At 68.9% G+C, this 16,705-nt stretch carries 20 protein-coding genes, 1 tRNA gene and 1 riboswitch; of the genes, 8 read left to right on the top strand and 13 right to left on the bottom strand.

What is annotated here, in order from left to right:
• Positions 1-16 precede the first annotated feature (16 nt).
• Positions 17-2,293 (top strand): transglycosylase domain-containing protein, encoded by a 2,277-nt coding sequence (locus ABCR83_RS11165; RefSeq protein ID WP_462694743.1) that lies wholly within the window; start codon positions 17-19, stop codon positions 2,291-2,293.
• A gap of 30 nt (positions 2,294-2,323) precedes the next feature.
• Here the strand turns inward: ABCR83_RS11165 and ABCR83_RS11170 are convergent, their stop codons facing one another.
• A complete protein-coding gene (locus ABCR83_RS11170) occupies positions 2,324-3,169 on the bottom strand; it encodes an NAD(P)H-binding protein (RefSeq protein WP_462694744.1) in 846 nt (281 codons plus the stop codon).
• A gap of 149 nt (positions 3,170-3,318) precedes the next feature.
• On the opposite strand from ABCR83_RS11170, the gene ABCR83_RS11175 reads away from it, so the two are divergent.
• Positions 3,319-3,705, top strand: a complete 387-nt coding sequence (locus tag ABCR83_RS11175; RefSeq protein ID WP_462694745.1) for a winged helix-turn-helix transcriptional regulator — start codon at positions 3,319-3,321, stop codon at positions 3,703-3,705.
• Between the two features lie 28 nt (positions 3,706-3,733).
• Here the strand turns inward: ABCR83_RS11175 and ABCR83_RS11180 are convergent, their stop codons facing one another.
• The 3 genes from ABCR83_RS11180 to ABCR83_RS11190 form a co-directional block, all read right to left on the bottom strand.
• Positions 3,734-4,051: a DMT family transporter gene (locus ABCR83_RS11180; RefSeq protein ID WP_462694746.1), complete on the bottom strand. Its 318-nt coding sequence runs from the start codon at positions 4,049-4,051 to the stop codon at positions 3,734-3,736.
• A gap of 34 nt (positions 4,052-4,085) precedes the next feature.
• Positions 4,086-4,151, bottom strand: a riboswitch (guanidine-III (ykkC-III) riboswitch).
• 7 nt (positions 4,152-4,158) lie between these two features.
• On the bottom strand, positions 4,159-4,461 hold the full coding sequence (locus ABCR83_RS11185; RefSeq protein WP_425581558.1) for a GroES family chaperonin: 303 nt from the start codon (positions 4,459-4,461) through the stop codon (positions 4,159-4,161).
• A gap of 92 nt (positions 4,462-4,553) precedes the next feature.
• Positions 4,554-4,874 carry a DUF3618 domain-containing protein gene (locus ABCR83_RS11190; protein ID WP_462694747.1) on the bottom strand — a complete coding sequence of 107 codons (321 nt, stop codon included), beginning with the start codon at positions 4,872-4,874 and terminating at the stop codon, positions 4,554-4,556.
• Between the two features lie 194 nt (positions 4,875-5,068).
• Between ABCR83_RS11190 and bcp the strand changes: the two genes are divergently transcribed.
• A complete protein-coding gene (gene bcp / locus ABCR83_RS11195; protein ID WP_462694748.1) occupies positions 5,069-5,536 on the top strand; it encodes a thioredoxin-dependent thiol peroxidase in 468 nt (155 codons plus the stop codon).
• Here the strand turns inward: bcp and ABCR83_RS11200 are convergent.
• Positions 5,517-6,791 carry an ATP-binding protein gene (locus ABCR83_RS11200; protein ID WP_462694749.1) on the bottom strand — a complete coding sequence of 425 codons (1,275 nt, stop codon included), beginning with the start codon at positions 6,789-6,791 and terminating at the stop codon, positions 5,517-5,519. The two genes, bcp and ABCR83_RS11200, sit on opposite strands and share 20 nt — an antisense overlap.
• The gene (locus tag ABCR83_RS11205; protein WP_462694750.1) at positions 6,791-7,324 is read right to left on the bottom strand and encodes a hypothetical protein; all 534 of its coding nucleotides are present in this window, start codon (positions 7,322-7,324) and stop codon (positions 6,791-6,793) included. The genes ABCR83_RS11200 and ABCR83_RS11205 overlap by 1 nt, the downstream gene beginning before the upstream one ends.
• A 347-nt stretch (positions 7,325-7,671) precedes the next feature.
• Here ABCR83_RS11205 and ABCR83_RS11210 point away from each other — a divergent pair, with 347 nt between their 5' ends.
• The 3 genes from ABCR83_RS11210 (at position 7,672) to ABCR83_RS11220 (ending at position 9,133) form a co-directional block, all read left to right on the top strand.
• Complete coding sequence (locus ABCR83_RS11210) at positions 7,672-8,313, top strand: HNH endonuclease signature motif containing protein (RefSeq protein WP_462694752.1); 642 nt, start codon at positions 7,672-7,674, stop codon at positions 8,311-8,313.
• Between the two features lie 6 nt (positions 8,314-8,319).
• Entirely contained in the window at positions 8,320-8,997 is a 678-nt protein-coding gene (locus ABCR83_RS11215; RefSeq protein WP_462694753.1) for an HNH endonuclease, read from the top strand.
• 52 nt (positions 8,998-9,049) lie between these two features.
• Positions 9,050-9,133: transfer RNA gene (locus ABCR83_RS11220), tRNA-Leu, on the top strand.
• A gap of 45 nt (positions 9,134-9,178) precedes the next feature.
• Here ABCR83_RS11220 and rdgB read toward each other — a convergent pair.
• The 4 genes from rdgB to ABCR83_RS11240 form a co-directional block, all read right to left on the bottom strand.
• On the bottom strand, positions 9,179-9,787 hold the full coding sequence (rdgB, locus tag ABCR83_RS11225) for an RdgB/HAM1 family non-canonical purine NTP pyrophosphatase (protein ID WP_462694754.1): 609 nt from the start codon (positions 9,785-9,787) through the stop codon (positions 9,179-9,181).
• A gap of 32 nt (positions 9,788-9,819) precedes the next feature.
• Complete coding sequence (locus ABCR83_RS11230) at positions 9,820-10,215, bottom strand: hypothetical protein (RefSeq protein ID WP_462694755.1); 396 nt, start codon at positions 10,213-10,215, stop codon at positions 9,820-9,822.
• Between the two features lie 59 nt (positions 10,216-10,274).
• A complete protein-coding gene (gene rph / locus ABCR83_RS11235; RefSeq protein WP_462694756.1) occupies positions 10,275-11,006 on the bottom strand; it encodes a ribonuclease PH in 732 nt (243 codons plus the stop codon).
• Positions 11,007-11,093: 87 nt separating this feature from the next.
• The gene (locus ABCR83_RS11240) at positions 11,094-11,333 is read right to left on the bottom strand and encodes a glucose PTS transporter subunit EIIB (RefSeq protein ID WP_462694757.1); all 240 of its coding nucleotides are present in this window, start codon (positions 11,331-11,333) and stop codon (positions 11,094-11,096) included.
• Positions 11,334-11,553: 220 nt separating this feature from the next.
• Here ABCR83_RS11240 and ABCR83_RS11245 point away from each other — a divergent pair, with 220 nt between their 5' ends.
• Positions 11,554-12,864: a PTS transporter subunit EIIC gene (locus ABCR83_RS11245; RefSeq protein WP_462694758.1), complete on the top strand. Its 1,311-nt coding sequence runs from the start codon at positions 11,554-11,556 to the stop codon at positions 12,862-12,864.
• Positions 12,865-13,026: 162 nt separating this feature from the next.
• Positions 13,027-14,358, top strand: a complete 1,332-nt coding sequence (locus ABCR83_RS11250; RefSeq protein WP_462694759.1) for a PTS transporter subunit EIIC — start codon at positions 13,027-13,029, stop codon at positions 14,356-14,358.
• A 67-nt stretch (positions 14,359-14,425) separates the two neighbouring features.
• On the opposite strand, the gene ABCR83_RS11255 is transcribed toward ABCR83_RS11250, so the two are convergent.
• The 3 genes from ABCR83_RS11255 to ABCR83_RS11265 all read right to left on the bottom strand — a co-directional run bounded on the left by ABCR83_RS11255 (position 14,426) and on the right by ABCR83_RS11265 (position 16,702).
• Complete coding sequence (locus tag ABCR83_RS11255) at positions 14,426-15,178, bottom strand: MBL fold metallo-hydrolase (RefSeq protein ID WP_462694760.1); 753 nt, start codon at positions 15,176-15,178, stop codon at positions 14,426-14,428.
• A 350-nt stretch (positions 15,179-15,528) separates the two neighbouring features.
• On the bottom strand, positions 15,529-15,648 hold the full coding sequence (locus tag ABCR83_RS11260) for a hypothetical protein (RefSeq protein ID WP_462694761.1): 120 nt from the start codon (positions 15,646-15,648) through the stop codon (positions 15,529-15,531).
• A gap of 103 nt (positions 15,649-15,751) precedes the next feature.
• A complete protein-coding gene (locus tag ABCR83_RS11265) occupies positions 15,752-16,702 on the bottom strand; it encodes a PLP-dependent cysteine synthase family protein (protein ID WP_462694762.1) in 951 nt (316 codons plus the stop codon).
• Positions 16,703-16,705: the final 3 nt, after the last annotated feature.

Below are 16,705 nucleotides of genomic sequence, written 5' to 3' on the forward strand. Positions count from 1 at the left end.
AGGAGTCCCAGGAGACATGAGCGACGAGCAGTCACAACAGCGACCCGGCGGCCGTGGTGGCGGCCCGCCCGGCTGGGCACCGAGAGACGGGACCGGCAGCCGCAAGCGCACCGGATGGCGTCGGCTGCTGCCCACCTGGCGGATGGTGCTCGGCGGGTTCGTGCTGATCGTCCTGCTCATCGCGGGCGGGCTGATCGCCGGTTACACGCTGGTGAACATCCCCCCGGCCAACAAGGCGGCCACCGCGGAAAGCAATGTCTTCCTCTACGCCGATGGCACCCAACTGGCCCGCGACGGCGAGGTGAACCGGGAGAGCGTACCGCTGAGCAAGGTCCCCAAAACCGTCCAGCACGCGGTACTGGCCGCCGAGGACCGCGGCTTCTACTCCGAATCGGCCGTCAACCCCGAGGCCATGGTCCGGGCGGCCTGGAACACCGTCACCGGCAAGGGCAAGCAATCCGGCTCCACCATCACCCAGCAGTACGTCAAGAACTACTACCTCGGCCAGGAACAGACCATCAGCCGCAAGGTGAAGGAGTTCTTCATCGCGATCAAGCTGGACCGGGAGTCCAGCAAGGACGACATCCTCGAGGGCTACCTCAACACCAGCTACTTCGGGCGCAACGCCTATGGCATCCAGGCCGCCGCCCAGGCCTACTACGGCAAGGACTCCGACAAGCTCAACACCGCCGAGGGCGCCTACCTGGCCACCCTCCTCAACGCCCCCAGCGCCTATGACGTCGGAGCGCACCCCGAGAACAAGCAGCGCGCCATCGGCCGCTGGAGCTATGTGCTCGACGGCATGGTCAAGAAGAACTGGCTGAGCTCAGCAGACCGCGCCGCGATCAAGTTCCCGCTGCCCGGCAAGGCCAGGCCCCGGACCGGCCTCTCCGGCCAGCGCGGCTACCTCGTCGAGGCGGTCAAGGACTACCTCACCAGCAACAAGATCATCGATGAGACCACGCTGGCCGCCGGCGGCTACCGCATCACCACCACCATCGACCGCAAGAAACAGGACGCCTTCGTCAACGCGGTACGCACCCAGCTGATGGCCGAACTCAGCGACTCCCGCAAGGTCGACTCCTATGTACGGGCCGGGGGCGCGTCCATCGACCCCAGGACCGGCAAGGTCGTCGCCCTCTACGGCGGCATCGACTACACCAAGCAGTACGTCAACAACGCCACCCGCCGCGACTACCAGGTCGGCTCCACCTTCAAGCCCTTCGTCTTCACCTCGGCCGTACAGAACGGCTCCACCACCCAGCAGGGCCGCACCATCACCCCCAACACCATCTACGACGGCACCAACAAGCGCCCCGTACAAGGACCCAACGGACCGGTCGGCTACGCCCCCGAGAACGAGGACAACAAGACCTACGGCCCGATCACCGTCACCAAGGCCACCGACCTGTCGGTCAATGCCGTCTACGCCCAGATGGCCCAGGACGTCGGCCCCGGCAAGGTCAAGAACACCGCCGTCGCGCTGGGCATCCCCGAGAAGACTCCCGACCTCACCGCCACCCCCTCGATCGCACTCGGCCCCGCCACCGCCAGCGTCCTGGACATGGCCCAGGCCTACGCCACCCTCGCCAACCACGGCAGGCACGGCCCGTACACCCTGGTCGAGAAGGCCGGCAAGGGCGGCGAAGAGGTCCAGCTCCCCGACAAGAACGACCGGAAACAGGCCGTCACCCGGGAGGCCGCCGACACCACCACCTCGATCCTGCAGAGCGTGGTCGACAGCCCCGCCGGCACCGGCGCCGCCGCCCGCGCCTCCGGCCGCCCCTCGGCCGGCAAGACCGGCACCGGAGAATTCGACAAGTCCGCCTGGTTCGCGGGCTACACACCCGACCTGGCCACCGTCGTCGCGGTCATGGGCCAGGACTCCGACAGCGGCGAGCAGAAGTCGCTCTACGGGGCCACCGGACTGGCCCGCGTCAACGGCGGCGGCTACCCGGCACAGATCTGGGCCACATACACCGCGGATGCGCTCGAGGGCACCGAGCCCAAGGACTTCGACCTCGAGCTGGAGAACGGCGTCGGCACACCACCGCCGGAGGCACCCGCCTCCTCCGCACCACCGGCCACCACCAGCGCCCCACCGGTCACCTCCGCGCCACCACGCGTCCCGGCACCCGTCTCCTCCGGACCGCCGCGGCTGCCGACCCGGCCCCCCGGACCGCCCACCCCGTCCCTGCCGCCCTCGGGGCCGATCATCAGCCTCGGGCCCAACCCCGGCAAGGAGGGGACCCGGTCCGGGGATCACCACGATCTGCTGGGCTATGACTACTGAGCCGACGCGGCCGACAGCCCGGCGCGGGGCCTATCGGAAGGCGGCGATCTCGCGTCGGACCCAATCGGCGAAGGTACCGGGCGCCCGGCCGAGGACCCGCTCGGCATCGGGGCTGATCCGCCGCTCGGCGGCGTTGGGCTCGCCGATGGCGTCGAGGGTGGTGTCGACCACGGCACCGGGCAGGAACCGCAGCATCTGCGCGCGGGCCTCCTCGCGGGTCTGCTCGATGAACCGGACCGGTTCGCCGAGCGCCTCGCCGAGCGCCCCGGCCCTTTGCCGGGGTGTGGTGAGGGCCGGCCCGGTCAGCTCGTAGACCCGTCCGGCGTGGCCGTCCCCGCGCAGGGCCGCGGCGGCGACTTCCGCGATGTCGGCCGGGTCGATGGTCGGCAGGCCGACGTCACCGAACGGCGCGGCGACCGTCCGATGCGCACGGACCGTCTCCGCCCAGGCGTACGCATTGGAGTTGAAGGCACCGGGCCGCAGGATGGTCCACTCCATGCCCGACTGCCGGACGGCGTCCTCGAAGGCACGCATCATGCCTCCGTGGGACGCCGACTGCGGTCGGGTGGCGACCCCTATGGAGGACAGCAGCACCACGCGTCCGACTCCACCGGCTCTCGCGATGTCGAGGATGTCCCGCGGGCTCAACAGGTGGGCACCGGCACCACCGTCGTGCAGGAACAGCGCGTCAGCGCCGTCAAGAACGGGCCGAAGGCTCTCCGGGGCGGTCAGGTCGGCCTGCCGGTGTCGCACGCCGTCCGGCACGGCCGCGGCCGAGACGCCTCGGGACACCGCCGTCAGGTGTTCGCCTGCTGCGGCGAGTGCCCGCACGAGCGGCCGGCCCACATTGCCGGTCGCTCCCGTCACTACGATCACGAATAACTCCCCTGTCGCTTCATCCTGTTGATGCCCGCCCGAGCGGACGAGAACGTCGCGGGCGCAATGACCTCGGCGCGACCAGGTGAAGCTAACACCGGTGGCATAGTAGGTACCTACAGGAAAGCGACTACCCATAAGGGGTCCATATGACCGGCGACCCGACCTGGACGGCTCCCGCATCGACAGACCCTCAACTGGCCTGTCCCATAGGCCCGGTCGTGGACATCGTGTTCAGCCGGTGGACAACGCCGATCCTGTGGACCCTCAACACGCACGGTCGGCAACGGTTCGTCGAGCTGGAACGCCGGATCACCGCGATCACACCGAAGGTGCTGACCCAGCGGCTGCGACAGCTCGAACGCGACGGTCTGATCGTGCGCACCTACCACCCGGAGGTCCCCCCTCGGGTCGAGTACGAGATCAGCGAGCTCGGCCAAAGCCTCGCCCCGCTCTTCGCCCACCTCGCCGAATGGTCCGCCGGCAACCTCGGCAAAGTCGAGCTGGCCCGGCACGACTACGACACCAGGCCCTGACGCTCCAGTCGGCCCTAGCCGGACGCCATCAGCCGGAGGTCATCTTCAATCCGACCACGGCCACCAGCAGCAGTACCACGAAGAACACCCGCGCCGCGGTCACCGGCTCCCCCAGCACGACCATCCCCAGCACCGCCGCGCCCGCGGCCCCGATGCCGACCCACACCCCGTACGCGGTACCGATGGGAAGCGTCCGCGCCGCCTGGGCCAGCAACAGCATGCTGGCCACGATGCCGAGGACCGTGAACACACTCGGCCACAAGCGGGTGAAACCCTCGGCGTACTTCATACCGATCGACCAGCCGACCTCGAGCAGGCCGGCGACAGCGAGCAGGATCCATGCCATGACGGCACCTCCGGAAGGGAAATCGCTTCTCAGGGGTGCGTCGTCTTGTCCTTACCCGGTACGGCGCGTCTCGTCGGGTTACCCCCGACCGTAGCAAACCGGACGAACTATAGGTAGAGCCCCGTGGAGTCCTCCGACCCCTCCAGCCGCTCCGCCGCCACCGCGTGCAGATCCCGCTCGCGCATCAGCACATAGGCGACGCCCCGGACCTCCACCTCCGCACGGTCCTCCGGGTCGTAGAGCACCCGGTCACCGGGCTCCACCGTGCGCACGTTCTGCCCGACCGCCACGACCTCGGCCCAGGCCAGCCGACGGCCCACCGCCGCCGTCGCCGGAATGACGATGCCGCCGGTGGACCGGCGCTCGCCCTCGGGAATGTCCGTCCGAACCAGCACCCGGTCATGGAGCATCCGGATGGGCAGCTTGTCGTGGGTCGTATGCGTGCTCACGCCATGACCGTACCTGCCGACGCCGGGCTCCGGCGCCACAGGGTTCGATCCGGCTACGCCCGGCGCCGGCGGGAGGACACCGTCAGCAGACCCAGCACGCCCACGGCCAGCATCGCCGCCGGGATGATCCGCTCCAGCCGCGGCACACCCTCGTCCGTCACAAACCGGGACCGCACATCCGCCACCACCCGGTCCGCCAGCGCACCGGCCCGCCCCGCGGTGTGATCCACCTTCGAGGCCACCTTCGCCCTGGCATCCCCGATGATCGTGCTCGGATGCAACCGCACTCCGATCTCGTCGAGCGTCACGGCGAGCTCACCACGCCTGCGGGCGATGTCCGCCTCGATCTGCGCAGGGGTCCTGGCTTCCGGCACCGCGCTGCCTCCGTCGTCTCATAGGAGTGATTAAGAGTGATGACCACAGTCTGTCAGCTCACCGGCCACCGCGCCCCATGGCACCCCCGACGGACGGCCTGGCCAAGCCCTGTGCCGACCCACCGGACACCCCCTAGGCTCGGGGAGCAACAGACGGCAGCAGCCATTTCGACCAGCGAACCCCGAGGAACCGTATGAGCGAGCGACTCCAGCCTGGCGACACCGCCCCCGCCTTCGCCCTTCCCGACGCGGACGGCAAGCAGATCTCGCTCGCCGACCACCAGGGCCGCAAGGTCATCGTCTACTTCTACCCCGCCGCCCTGACCCCCGGCTGCACCAAGCAGGCCTGCGACTTCACCGACAACCTCGACTTCCTCGCCGGACACGGCTACGACGTCATCGGCATCTCCCCCGACAAGCCCGAGAAGCTCGCCAAGTTCCGCGCGCAGGAAGACCTCAAGGTCACCCTCGTCGGCGACCCCGACAAAAAGGTCCTGGAGGCCTATGGCGCCTTCGGCGAGAAGAAGCTCTACGGCAAGACCGTCACCGGAGTCATCCGCTCCACGGTGATCGTCGACGAGCAGGGCAAGGTCGAGCGCGCCCTCTACAACGTCAAGGCCACCGGCCATGTCGCCAAGATCATCAAGGACCTGGGGCTCTGACAACCCCGTCCTGTGGGCCATCGCCCGCCGGCTCGTCCTCGGCCTCCGGCAGGTCGAGGACGGCCTGCGCCCCACCGCCCTCCGCCGTACCGAACTCCAGCCGCGCCCCCAGCACCGCCGCCTGCCCCACCGCGATCGTCAGCCCCAGGCCATGCCCCGTACCCCGCTCCGGCGCGGCCGTACGGAACCGCCGCGGCCCCTGGCTCACCAGCTCCGGCGGATAGCCGCTGCCGTGATCCCGCACCACGATCCGGGTGCCCTCCACCCGGACCTCGATCGGCGGCTTACCGTGCTTCGCCGAATTGGCCAGGACATTCACCAGGATCCGCTCCACCCGACGCGCGTCCGTGGCCACGATCCGGCCCTCGCCGACCACCTCGACCGCCACCTCGTCCACCCCACGCTGACCACGCGCCCGCTTCACAACCCCACGCACCAGCGACGGCAACTCCACCGCGTCCAGCTGCGCGCTCTCCACCCCGGCATCCAGCCGGGACACCTCCAGCAGGTCCTCCACCAGCGACCGCAGCGCCTGCGCCCGGTCCTGCACCATCTCCACCGCCCGCGGATGCGGCAACAGCTCCGCCGAGGCCACCAGCCCCGCCACCGGCGTCCGCAGCTCATGCGCCACATCGGCGGTGAACTCCCGCTCCGCCAGCACCCGGTCCGCCAGCGACGCCGCCATCGCCTGCACCGACCGCTCCAACTCCGCCACCTCGTCCCGGCCACGACCGACCGGCGCACCCACATCCGGCGCCTCACCCGCCGCGATCCGCCGCGCCGTCGCGGCGCTGTGCCGCAGCCGCCGGGACAGGCTCTGCGCCACAAACCACGCCACCACCGCCGACAGCACCACCGTCCCGCCCCCGGCTATCACCAACGCCTTGTCCAGCGCCTCCTGATAGGAGTCACGCTTCGAGTAGGAGGTGGAGATCGACAGCACCCCCCGGCCCTCGACCCGCACCGCCGCCCACACCCGCGGGTCCGCTCCGCCACTGATGTAGGTACGCGGCCCCCTCGCCAGCGCCTTGGCCAGCGGAGCCGGCAGCGCCGAGTCGTCCAGCTGCGCGCCCAGGGACAGCTTCCCGTTCTGCTTGTACAGCTGGAGCGCCGAGCTCAGCAGATGGTCCTGCTGGGACATCGCCTTCTTGTCCCGCTCCAGGCCGGAGATGTGATGCACGGCAACACCGAGCAGCACCACGGCGAGGGCGGTGACGGAGGAGATCGCGAGCGCGATCCGGCCACGGATACCCATCAAATCGAGTACGTCTCCGTGGCCTTGCCGGCAGGCGTCATGCCGGTGTACCGGACCTCGAGGGAGGTGAACGCCAGCTGACCGTTGACGTTCTTCGGGCTGTGCAGGACGAAGCGCGCCGGGAACGAGGTCCGCGCCGCGCCGCTCGCCCCACCCGACACCTGGACGACACCGCTGCCCTCGGCCTGCTCCGCCTCGTACTCCTCCCATTTGATGCCGCTGGCCACGGTCCCTTCATTGGCACAGGCGAGCGTGATGATCTCCGGCTCCAACTCCGGCTCCCCCAGCCCGCAGTCCCGCACCCCCGGCAGCACGCCCGACCCCGAGGCGTCGATCTCCGCCTGCACCTCGCGACTCGCCTCCTGGTGCTGCACCGCCGCCGTCTTCGGCGCGGCGGCCACCGCCCGCGACCGCTCGGTGGCCCGGTCCAGACACAGCCCGCCGAGCGCCAGCACCGTCACCACCGAGAACACCGCCACAACGGTGCGCAGGCCGACCCGGCGGGGCGGTCGGGGCACGACGCGATCGGTCATCGGGCTCTCTTCCTCGGTACCTCGGGGGTTCGCGGGCCCTGGGGCTCACGGGCCCTCCCCCGGCCTTCGATCTCCGGCCTTCGATCCTTCGATGTGAGGGACGGAGAAATCGGGCCACGCGTTCCGTTCGGCCGATATGAGGTTTCTGCGAGGGGACGGCGCCCGGCCGCCTTCCCCCGGATGGCGTAACCGATCGCGGGTGCGGTCGTTGGAGGAGGCGAGGCCGCTTGCTCTGAGTGGCCGTACCCAGCGAACGCAACCGCCGCAGCACCGGGCGGGAGCGGGGTACGGCCCGCGCGGCCGTGCCCTGGTTCCGCCCTTGGGGAGTGTGGCGGGAGAGGGGAATCGTGTCCGTCAGCCCGTACACCCGAGAACGTCTCAGCGAAGCCGCGCGCTCGTCGCGGACCTTGTCGGAGGCGTTGGTCAAGCTTGGTGTGGATCCTAAGAGTTCGACTCGTCGCTACATCCACGACCGCATGAGGTCGATGGGAGTCGACACTGCCCACTTCGAGCGCGAGGGCGCACGCTGGACAAAGGAGATCCTCGAATCAGCGGTGGCGAAGTCGTCAAACGTGAGCGAAGTCCTGTGGCATCTAGGCCTCGAGGTCGTCGGCGGTCACCACACGCACATCAGTCGCCGGATCCGTGCCTTCGGCATCGACACCTCGCACTTCACCGCTCAAGCCCGTGCTTCGAAGGCAGCGGGTCGACGTCACCGCACACCGACGGAGTTGCTCATCGAGCAGACGACCAACGCCCGTCGCGTGCAGAGCGGCAGACTCAAAAAAGCCATGCTGGAACTCGGCGTCGCCGATCGTTGCGCACTCTGCGGTGCCGAACCCACTTGGCAGGGGCGCCCACTGCCCCATGAGGTGGACCACATCGACGGTAACTGGCGCAACAACCGCATCGAGAATCTGCGGTTCCTCTGTCCCAACTGCCACTCGACGACCGACACCTACCGCGGTCGCGGCAAGGCCAGGCGGTGACGGACGGTGAACAGCGGCATCCTCTACACAAAGGAACGCCTAGCCGAAGCCGCCGAGAAGTGTGCGGACATCAACGAGGTCATCGCGTTCTTCGGAACTCGGCCCTACAGCTATCTCACTCGGTACCTCTACCGGCGCTTCGCACACTTCGAGATCGACATCTCGCACTTCCGCCGCCCCAAGTACCGCAAGAACGGGCCACGGCCATCGACAGATGTCCTCCGTGAAGCCGTTTCCCAATCCTTCTCCATTGCCGAAACGCTGCGGCGACTGGGCCAGCCGGAAACGACCAGTCAACGCAACCTGCTGCACCGGTGGATAGCGGACGACGGCCTCACGACATCGCACTTTCTGGGACAGGCGCATCAGCGGGGCAAACCCGGTACAACCCCCAAGAAGACTGCGGAGGAGCTGCTCGTGAAACACGGTGGTCAGCGCCGCACCCGGACAGCGCATCTCCGCCGGGCACTCCGCGAGATCGGCATCCCGGAAAGGTGCGTGTGCTGTGGCACAGACCCCATGTGGCGGGGCAAGCCCATGACTCTGGAGATCGACCACATCAACGGCGACTGGGCCGATGACCGGCCGGAGAATCTTCGCTTGCTGTGCCCCAACTGCCATGCGATCACCAGCACCTGGTGCCGGGGTGGCAGAAGCCGGAAGGAGTCCCTGGGTACCAGATAACACGAACCGGTATGCCGCAACGCCTACCAGACCGATAGGATGGTGGGCGCCTGCGGCCGTGTCGTAACAGGCAGCCGAGCAGCGCTTAGAACGCTGTGGGAGAAATCCCGTGTGGGTTCGAATCCCACCGGCCGCACCGTCTGAGGGGCCGCCCCGCCCAGGGCGGCCCCTCCTCGTTTGTTCACCCCAACAACTCCCGCACCACCCCCGCCAGCCCCCGGAACGCCCGCCCCCGGTGGCTGATCGCGTTCTTCTCCTCCGCCGTCAGCTCCGCGCACGTCCGCGTCTCCCCCGCCGGCTGCAGGATCGGGTCGTAGCCAAAGCCCCCCGACCCCGCCGGCGCATGCCGCAGCGTGCCCTCCAGGCGGCCCTCGACCACCCGCTCGGTGCCGTCCGGCAGGGCCAGGGCCGCGGCGCAGGCGAAGTGGGCGCCGCGGTGCTCGTCGGGGATGTCGGAGAGTTGGGCGAGGAGCAGGTCGAGGTTGGCCTTGTCGTCGCCGTGGCGGCCGGACCAGCGGGCGGAGAAGATGCCGGGGGCGCCGTTCAGGACGTCCACGCAGAGGCCGGAGTCGTCGGCGACGGCGGGGTGGCCGGTGGCCCGGGCCAGGGCGTGGGCCTTGAGGAGGGCGTTCTCGGCGAAGGTGACGCCGGTCTCCTTGACGTCGGGGATCTCGGGGTAGGCGTCGGCGCCGACGAGTTCGATGTCGGAGAGACCCGCATCGGCGAGGATGGCGCGCAGCTCGGTGATCTTGTTGCTGTTGCGGGTGGCAAGGATGAGGCGCTGGTTCATGGGGTCCGATTATCCCCGGCGCGCCGAGGGGGTCAGCCTGCGGTGCAGGCCTTGGTGAGGGCGTCGGCGGCCTTGGTGAGGGAGGCGGCGTCCGGGCGTTCGCCGTCGCCGATGCTGTCCTGGATGTCGTCGGCGGCGGCGGTCAGCTCGCCAATGGCGTCCTTGACGCCGGTGTCGTTCTTGTCGCGCTTGGCGAGCTTGCCGAGGTCGCGGTTGAGCTTGTCCACGAACTCCTGGGCACTCTGCGGATCCTTGGAGTTGTCGGCGAGGGCGCGCTTGAGGGCGCTCGCGTCCTTGGCCAGGTCCTTGGCGAGGCCGGCGCAGTCGGTGGCCCGGCCGGAGTCCTGGGAGCAGGCGGCGAGGAGGGGCAGGGCGAGGAGGGCGAGTGCCGCGATGGTGGTGGTGTGGCGGCGTCTGCACGGTGCCATGAGTGGTTCCCCTCGGGTTGTGGGGGTACGGCCCCGGTCCGTACCCCCACAAATCCTAGCTACAACGTCCTGGCCAAGGCCTCACGCTGGGTCGTGGCCAGGTCTGCGCAGCCCTTGACGGCCAGGTCCAGCAGGGAGTTGAGCTCTTCGCGGGCGAAGGGCTCGGATTCGGCGGTGCCCTGGACCTCGACGAAGCGGCCGTCGCCGGTGCAGACGACGTTCATGTCGGTCTCGGCGCGGACGTCCTCCTCGTAGCAGAGGTCGAGGAGGGGGATGCCGTCGACGATGCCGACGCTGACGGCGGAGACGGTGCCGGTGAGGGGGTTGCGGCCGTGGCGGATGAGTTTCTTGTTCTGGGCCCAGGCAATGGCGTCGGCGAGGGCGACATAGGCGCCGGTGATGGCGGCGGTGCGGGTGCCGCCGTCGGCCTGGAGGACGTCGCAGTCGAGGACGATGGTGTTCTCGCCGAGGGCCTTGTAGTCGATGACGGCGCGCAGCGAGCGGCCGATGAGGCGGGAGATCTCATGGGTGCGGCCGCCGATCTTGCCGCGTACGGATTCTCGGTCGCCGCGGGTGTTGGTGGCGCGCGGGAGCATCGCGTATTCGGCGGTGACCCAGCCCTCGCCGGTGCCCTTGCGCCAGCGGGGCACGCCCTCGGTGACGCTGGCGGTGCAGAAGACCTTGGTGTCGCCGAAGGAGACGAGGACGGAGCCCTCTGCGTGCTTGCTCCAGCCGCGCTGGATGGTCACGGGGCGGAGCTGGTCGGGGGTGCGGCCGTCGATGCGAGACATGGTGACGAGCCTATCGGGGTTCGCGCGGGGCCCCGTCCGGACCGGGTGGGGTCCGGGGCGGGGCCCTGGGCGGTGGAGCTCAGCGGCTCACATCATGTCTTCGATCTCGCCCGCGATCGGGTCGGCGTCGGTGCCGATGACGACCTGGATGGCGGTGCCCATCCGCACGACGCCGTGGGCGCCGGCGGCCTTGAGGGCGGCCTCGTCGACCAGGTCGGGGTTGGCAACCTCGGTGCGGAGGCGGGTGATGCAGCCCTCGATCTCCTCGATGTTGTCGATCCCGCCCAGTCCGGCGACGATCTTCTCAGCCTTGGTGGCCATGTGCACTCCTGGTTGTCTCAGGCCCTTCGGCGGTCTCGCCGACCGGCTTTCCCACGCTAACCCACGTTCAGACCAACTATGCGGGCGTTTGTCCGCCAGCTCGCGAAAGATGGCGATCACCGGGCGCCGCGCTCCCGGGGCGCGTATCGCACCCGGACAAGTGGTCTACACCAGTATGCGGCACCCGCCGGAGGAACGACCGCCAGGGGCCACCCGGAGGAGAACGATGAGTTCGAGTGCCGTCGAGTCCCCTCTGAAGGCCTGGGCGCAGGGGCTCTTCTCCGGCCTGCAGAAGATGGGGCGCAGCCTGCAGCTGCCGATCGCGGTGCTCCCGGCGGCCGGGATCCTCAACCGGCTGGGACAGCCGGATGTCTTCGGCAAGGACGGTCTCGGCTGGACCGATGTGGCCAAGGTCTTCGCGGGCGCGGGCGGGGCGCTGCTGGATTCTGGTCTGGGGCTGCCGCTGCTGTTCTGTGTGGGGGTGGCCATCGGGATGGCGAAGAAGGCGGACGGTTCGACGGCCCTGGCGGCGGTGGTGGCGTTCCTCGTCTACTACTCGGTGCTGCACCAGTTTCCGGAGGATTGCCCGCATACGGCCAGGTTCAGTGGTGCGGGTCTGTGGAGCGGGGTCTGTGTGACGGGGACGGGGACGGCGAGCCTGGCGTCCTTCCAGAATCCGGGGGTGTTCGGCGGGATTGTGATCGGTCTGCTGAGCGCCTGGTTCTGGATGCGGTTCCACCGGGTGCGGCTGGTGGACTGGCTGGGCTTCTTCAATGGCCGCCGGCTGGTGCCGATCATGATGTCGTTTGTGGCGCTGGTCTTCGCGGTGGTCTGCCTCTGGGTCTGGCCGCCGGTGGGGCATGCGCTCACCAGCTTCAGCAGGTGGCTGTCGGATCTGGGGTCGGCGGGCTCGGGTGTCTTTGGGGTGGCGAACCGCGCCCTGTTGGTGATCGGTCTGCATCAGTTCCTGAACACCTTTATGTGGTTCCAGTTTGGTGAGTTCACCAAGCCGGATGGCACGGTGGTGCATGGGGACATCAACCGCTTTCTCGCGGGCGACCCGACGGCGGGGCAGTTCACCTCGGGCTTCTTCCCGATCATGATGTTTGCGCTGCCGGCCGCGGCGTTGGCGATCGCCCGCTCGGCCCGGCCGGAGCATCGCCGGATGGTCGAGGGCATGATGCTCTCGGTGGCCCTGACGTCGTTTGTGACGGGCGTGACGGAGCCGATCGAGTACTCCTTCCTCTTTATCGCCCCACTGCTCTATGTCCTGCATGCGGTGCTCACCGGCGTCTCCATGGCAGTGACCTGGGCGCTGGGCGTGCACGACGGCTTCAGCTTCTCGGCCGGACTGATCGACTACGTGATCAACTGGGGGCTGGCGACCAGGCCTTGGCTGATCATTCCGATCGGCCTCGGCTTTGCGATCGTCTACTACGCGGTCTTCCGGTTCGCCATCGTCAGGTTCGACCTTCCGACGCCGGGCCGGGAACCGGAGGAAGTGGCGCAGGAGATCGAGCGGGAGGCCGTGGAGTAGCGGCCACCGGGGGGCGTCACCGAGTGATCCAGACCACTTGGGAGCACGGATTCCTTTATGCCCGCTTCACGTGCTACAACAGGTCTAAACCACTGAGTGGTGTAGACCATAAGCCGGCCGTCCCCCCTTCCCCCGAGCGCCGGCCTCACCTGGAGGAATCCGATGAGTACGGCCAGCGCCAATGCTGCCGCGAAAGCCGACAAGCCGGGCTTCGGAAAGAGCACCATGGCGGTCGCCCAGCGTATCGGCCGCAGCCTCATGCTGCCGGTCGCGGTGCTGCCCGCCGCCGCCCTGCTGGTCCGGCTGGGCCAGGACGACCTGCTCGGCAGGCCGTCGCTGCCGCATGTCCTGAACAAGATCGCCCAGTTTATGGCGGCGGGCGGCGGTGCGCTCCTCGACAACATGCCGCTGCTGTTCGCCGTGGGTGTCGCGATCGGCTTCGCCAAGAAGGCGGACGGCTCCACCGCCCTTGCGGCCGTGGCCGGTTACCTGGTCTTCAACAAGGTCCTCGCCACCTTCACCGACGACAGCCTGCCGAAGGTCGCGAAGGTGGTCGACGGCAAGATCGCCATGACGGCGGCACCCGCCGACGCCAAGGTGCTCGGCGGCATTGTGGTGGGCCTCGCGGTCGCCCTGCTCTACCAGCGGTTCCACCGGACCAAGCTGCCCGAGTGGCTGGGCTTCTTCGGCGGCCGTCGCCTCGTCCCGATCCTGTCGTCCTTCGCGGGCCTGGTTCTCGGCATCGCCTTCGGCTACATCTGGCCCGTCCTCGGCACGGGGCTGCACAACTTCGGTGAGTGGCTGGTCGGTTCGGGCGCCGTGGGCGCCGGTATCTTCGGTGTCGCCAACCGTGGTCTGATCCCGGTCGGCATGCACCACCTGCTCAACTCCTTCCCGTGGTTCCAGGCCGGTGACTACCACGGCAAGTCCGGCGACATCGCCCGCTTCCTCGAGGGTGACCCGAACGCGGGCCAGTTCATGACCGGCTTCTTCCCGATCATGATGTTCGCGCTGCCCGCCGCCTGCCTGGCGATCGTGCACTGCGCCCGCCCGGAGAAGCGCAAGGTCGTCGGCGGCATGATGCTCTCGCTGGCGCTCACCTCGTTCGTCACCGGTGTCACGGAGCCGATCGAGTTCAGCTTTATGTTCGTCGCCCCGGTGCTGTACGCGCTGCACGCGGTGCTCACCGGTGTCTCGATGGCCCTGACCTGGGCGCTCGGCATGAAGGACGGCTTCGGCTTCTCCGCCGGTGCGATCGACTTCTTCCTCAACCTGTTCAAGGCCAGCCAACCGTGGCTGCTGGTCCTGGTCGGCCTGTGCTTCGCGGTGGTCTACTACACGGTCTTCCGCTTCGCGATCATCAAGTTCGATCTGAAGACCCCGGGGCGCGAGGCCGATGACGAGCTCGCGTACGGCGAGCCCGACAAGGCCGATGTGAAGGCCACCGCCAAGGGGAGCGGCAAGGCCAAGAGCAAGGCCGAGGCGAAAGCCTGACCTGCTGGAGCTCCACAAGGAGGCCCCCGGAACCGCGGCATCGGTTCCGGGGGCCTCCTCGCACCCCCTAGAGCTCGTACACCGCGCCCGCGTGCGCCAGCTCGGCCGGGCCGTCGTAGACCGAGCGCGCGTCACGGAGGTTCTTCAGCGGGTCCGTCCACGGCGGGATGTGGGTGAGCACCAGGCGCCGGACACCCGCGCGGGCCGCGCACTCCCCCGCCTCCAGACCATTGAGGTGCAGGTCCGGGATGTCTTCCTTGCCCTGGGTGAACGAGGCCTCGCACAGCAGCAGGTCCGCGTCCTTGGACAGGTCGTACAGCGCGTCGCAGGGCCCGGTGTCGCCCGAGTAGACCAGGGACGAGCGGTTGTGCTCGACCCGGAAGGCGAACGCCTCGACGGGGTGGCGGACCCGGTCGGTACGAACGGTGAGCGGCCCCACGGTGAAGTCGCCCGGGGCGAGCGTCCGGAAGTCGAACACCTCGCTCATGCAGGCCGCGTGCGGCACATCGCCGTACGCGGTGAGCAGTCGTTCCTCGGTCCCGGCCGGCCCATAGACGGGGATCGCGTCGGCCCGGCCGCCCTCATGGCGGTAGTAACGGGCGACGAAGTAGCCGCACATGTCGATGATGTGGTCGGCGTGCAGGTGGGAGAGGAGCACGGCGTCGAGGTCGTACAGACCGATGTGGCGCTGCAGCTCGCCGAGGGCGCCATTGCCCATGTCGAGGAGCAGCCGGTAGCCGTCGGCCTCTACGAGGTAGCTCGAGCAGGCAGATTCCGTGGACGGGAACGACCCCGCGCATCCGACGACGGTGAGCTTCATGCGGGCCTGAACCTCCGGGCTGGGACGGGGGGCTGGTGGCCATGCGGTGCGTCCGAGGGTAAGGCGGGAAGTGGGCGGTGGCTCCTGTGCGGGGCGGGTGTGTGGCTGGAATCACCAGGACGGACGGCAGGTCCGCGGAGCGGGCCGGGGCCCTGGCGCAGCAAGGCCCCGTCCATGCCTCGGTGGCGCGGACGGGGCCGGGTGTGCGGGTGTGGTGTTAGAGGGACCGGTGCTGCTCGGCCCGGTCGAGGGTGTCCATGAAGCGCCGGAAGCGATCGGCGGACTCCTTGCTGCCTGCCGTCACCGTGAACTCCTCCGGCGAGATGAAGTCCGCCAGCCGTTCACGTGTCTCAGGGGCGAGCGCATCCCACGCCGCCCGGTCCAGCCGTGACTGCGCCGCAGCTTCCGCACTGCCAGTTTCCATTGTTGAGTTGCCTCATGTCCGAAGATCCACATGCGGGACAGTTCATGTGCGTCTCCTACGGGATGATGTCAGCCGGTCGGCAACATCGGTAGTGGCAGTTCATCCGTGCACAATTCTGTCGTCACCTGACCGACTGCGGTGTTTTGGGCTCAGGCCCAGAGTTGGCCGTGCAGGGCCTCGACCGCGGCCTCGGTGCTGGGGGCGGTGTAGACACCGGTGGAAAGGTACTTCCAGCCACCGTCGGCGACGATAAAGGCGATGTCGGCGTGCAGCCCGGCCCGTTGGGCCTTGCGGGCCACGCCGAGTGCGGCGTGCAGGACGGCGCCGGTGGAGACGCCCGCGAAGATGCCTTCCTCGGTGAGGAGTTCGCGGGTGCGACGGACGGCGTCCGTGGAGCCGACGGAGTAGCGCGTGGTGAGGACCGATTCGTCGTAGAGCTCGGGTACAAAGCCCTCGTCCAGGTTGCGCAGTCCGTAGACCAGGTCGTCATAGCGCGGTTCGGCGGCGACGATCTCCACTTGGGGGCGCTGTTCGCGGAGGTAGCGGCCGACGCCCATCAGGGTGCCGGTGGTGCCGAGTCCGGCCACGAAGTGGGTGATCTCCGGGAGGTCGGAGAGGATCTCGGGGCCGGTGGTGGCGTAGTGGGCGCCGGCGTTGTCGGGGTTGCCGTACTGGTAGAGCATCACCCAGTCGGGGTGTTCGGCGGCCAGCTCCTTGGCGACGCGCACGGCGGTGTTGGAGCCGCCCGCGGCCGGTGAGGAGATGATCTCCGCGCCCCACATGGCGAGCAGTTGGCGCCGCTCCTGGCTGGTGTTCTCGGGCATGACGCAGACGATGCGATAGCCCTTGAGCCGGGCCGCCATGGCAAGCGAGATACCGGTGTTGCCCGAGGTGGGCTCGAGGATGGTGCTGCCCGGGGTGAGCCGACCGTCCTTCTCCGCCTGTTCGATCATGTACAGGGCGGGGCGGTCCTTGATCGAACCGGTGGGGTTGCGGTCCTCGAGCTTGGCCCAGATCCGGACGTCCGCGGACGGCGAGAGGCGCGGCAGGCGCACCAGCGGGGTGTTGCCCACCGCGGCCGGCGGGCTGTCGTAGCGCATACC

Source organism: Streptomyces xingningensis, from assembly GCF_054957865.1.

What these genes read in the sequence shown, in the direction of transcription:
- ABCR83_RS11180 (WP_462694746.1), bottom strand. Translation starts at nt 4,051, where the DNA reads ATGGCATGGATCCTGCTCGCTGTCGCCGGCCTGCTCGAGGTCGGCTGG.
- ABCR83_RS11245 (WP_462694758.1), top strand. Translation starts at nt 11,554, where the DNA reads ATGAGTTCGAGTGCCGTCGAGTCCCCTCTGAAGGCCTGGGCGCAGGGG.
- ABCR83_RS11175 (WP_462694745.1), top strand. Translation starts at nt 3,319, where the DNA reads ATGACCGGCGACCCGACCTGGACGGCTCCCGCATCGACAGACCCTCAA.
- ABCR83_RS11255 (WP_462694760.1), bottom strand. Translation starts at nt 15,178, where the DNA reads ATGAAGCTCACCGTCGTCGGATGCGCGGGGTCGTTCCCGTCCACGGAA.
- ABCR83_RS11250 (WP_462694759.1), top strand. Translation starts at nt 13,027, where the DNA reads ATGAGTACGGCCAGCGCCAATGCTGCCGCGAAAGCCGACAAGCCGGGC.
- ABCR83_RS11265 (WP_462694762.1), bottom strand. Translation starts at nt 16,702, where the DNA reads ATGCGCTACGACAGCCCGCCGGCCGCGGTGGGCAACACCCCGCTGGTG.
- ABCR83_RS11200 (WP_462694749.1), bottom strand. Translation starts at nt 6,791, where the DNA reads ATGGGTATCCGTGGCCGGATCGCGCTCGCGATCTCCTCCGTCACCGCC.
- ABCR83_RS11185 (WP_425581558.1), bottom strand. Translation starts at nt 4,461, where the DNA reads ATGCTCCATGACCGGGTGCTGGTTCGGACGGACATTCCCGAGGGCGAG.
- ABCR83_RS11205 (WP_462694750.1), bottom strand. Translation starts at nt 7,324, where the DNA reads ATGACCGATCGCGTCGTGCCCCGACCGCCCCGCCGGGTCGGCCTGCGC.
- bcp (WP_462694748.1), top strand. Translation starts at nt 5,069, where the DNA reads ATGAGCGAGCGACTCCAGCCTGGCGACACCGCCCCCGCCTTCGCCCTT.
- ABCR83_RS11165 (WP_462694743.1), top strand. Translation starts at nt 17, where the DNA reads ATGAGCGACGAGCAGTCACAACAGCGACCCGGCGGCCGTGGTGGCGGC.
- rph (WP_462694756.1), bottom strand. Translation starts at nt 11,006, where the DNA reads ATGTCTCGCATCGACGGCCGCACCCCCGACCAGCTCCGCCCCGTGACC.
- rdgB (WP_462694754.1), bottom strand. Translation starts at nt 9,787, where the DNA reads ATGAACCAGCGCCTCATCCTTGCCACCCGCAACAGCAACAAGATCACC.
- ABCR83_RS11230 (WP_462694755.1), bottom strand. Translation starts at nt 10,215, where the DNA reads ATGGCACCGTGCAGACGCCGCCACACCACCACCATCGCGGCACTCGCC.
- ABCR83_RS11260 (WP_462694761.1), bottom strand. Translation starts at nt 15,648, where the DNA reads ATGAACTGTCCCGCATGTGGATCTTCGGACATGAGGCAACTCAACAAT.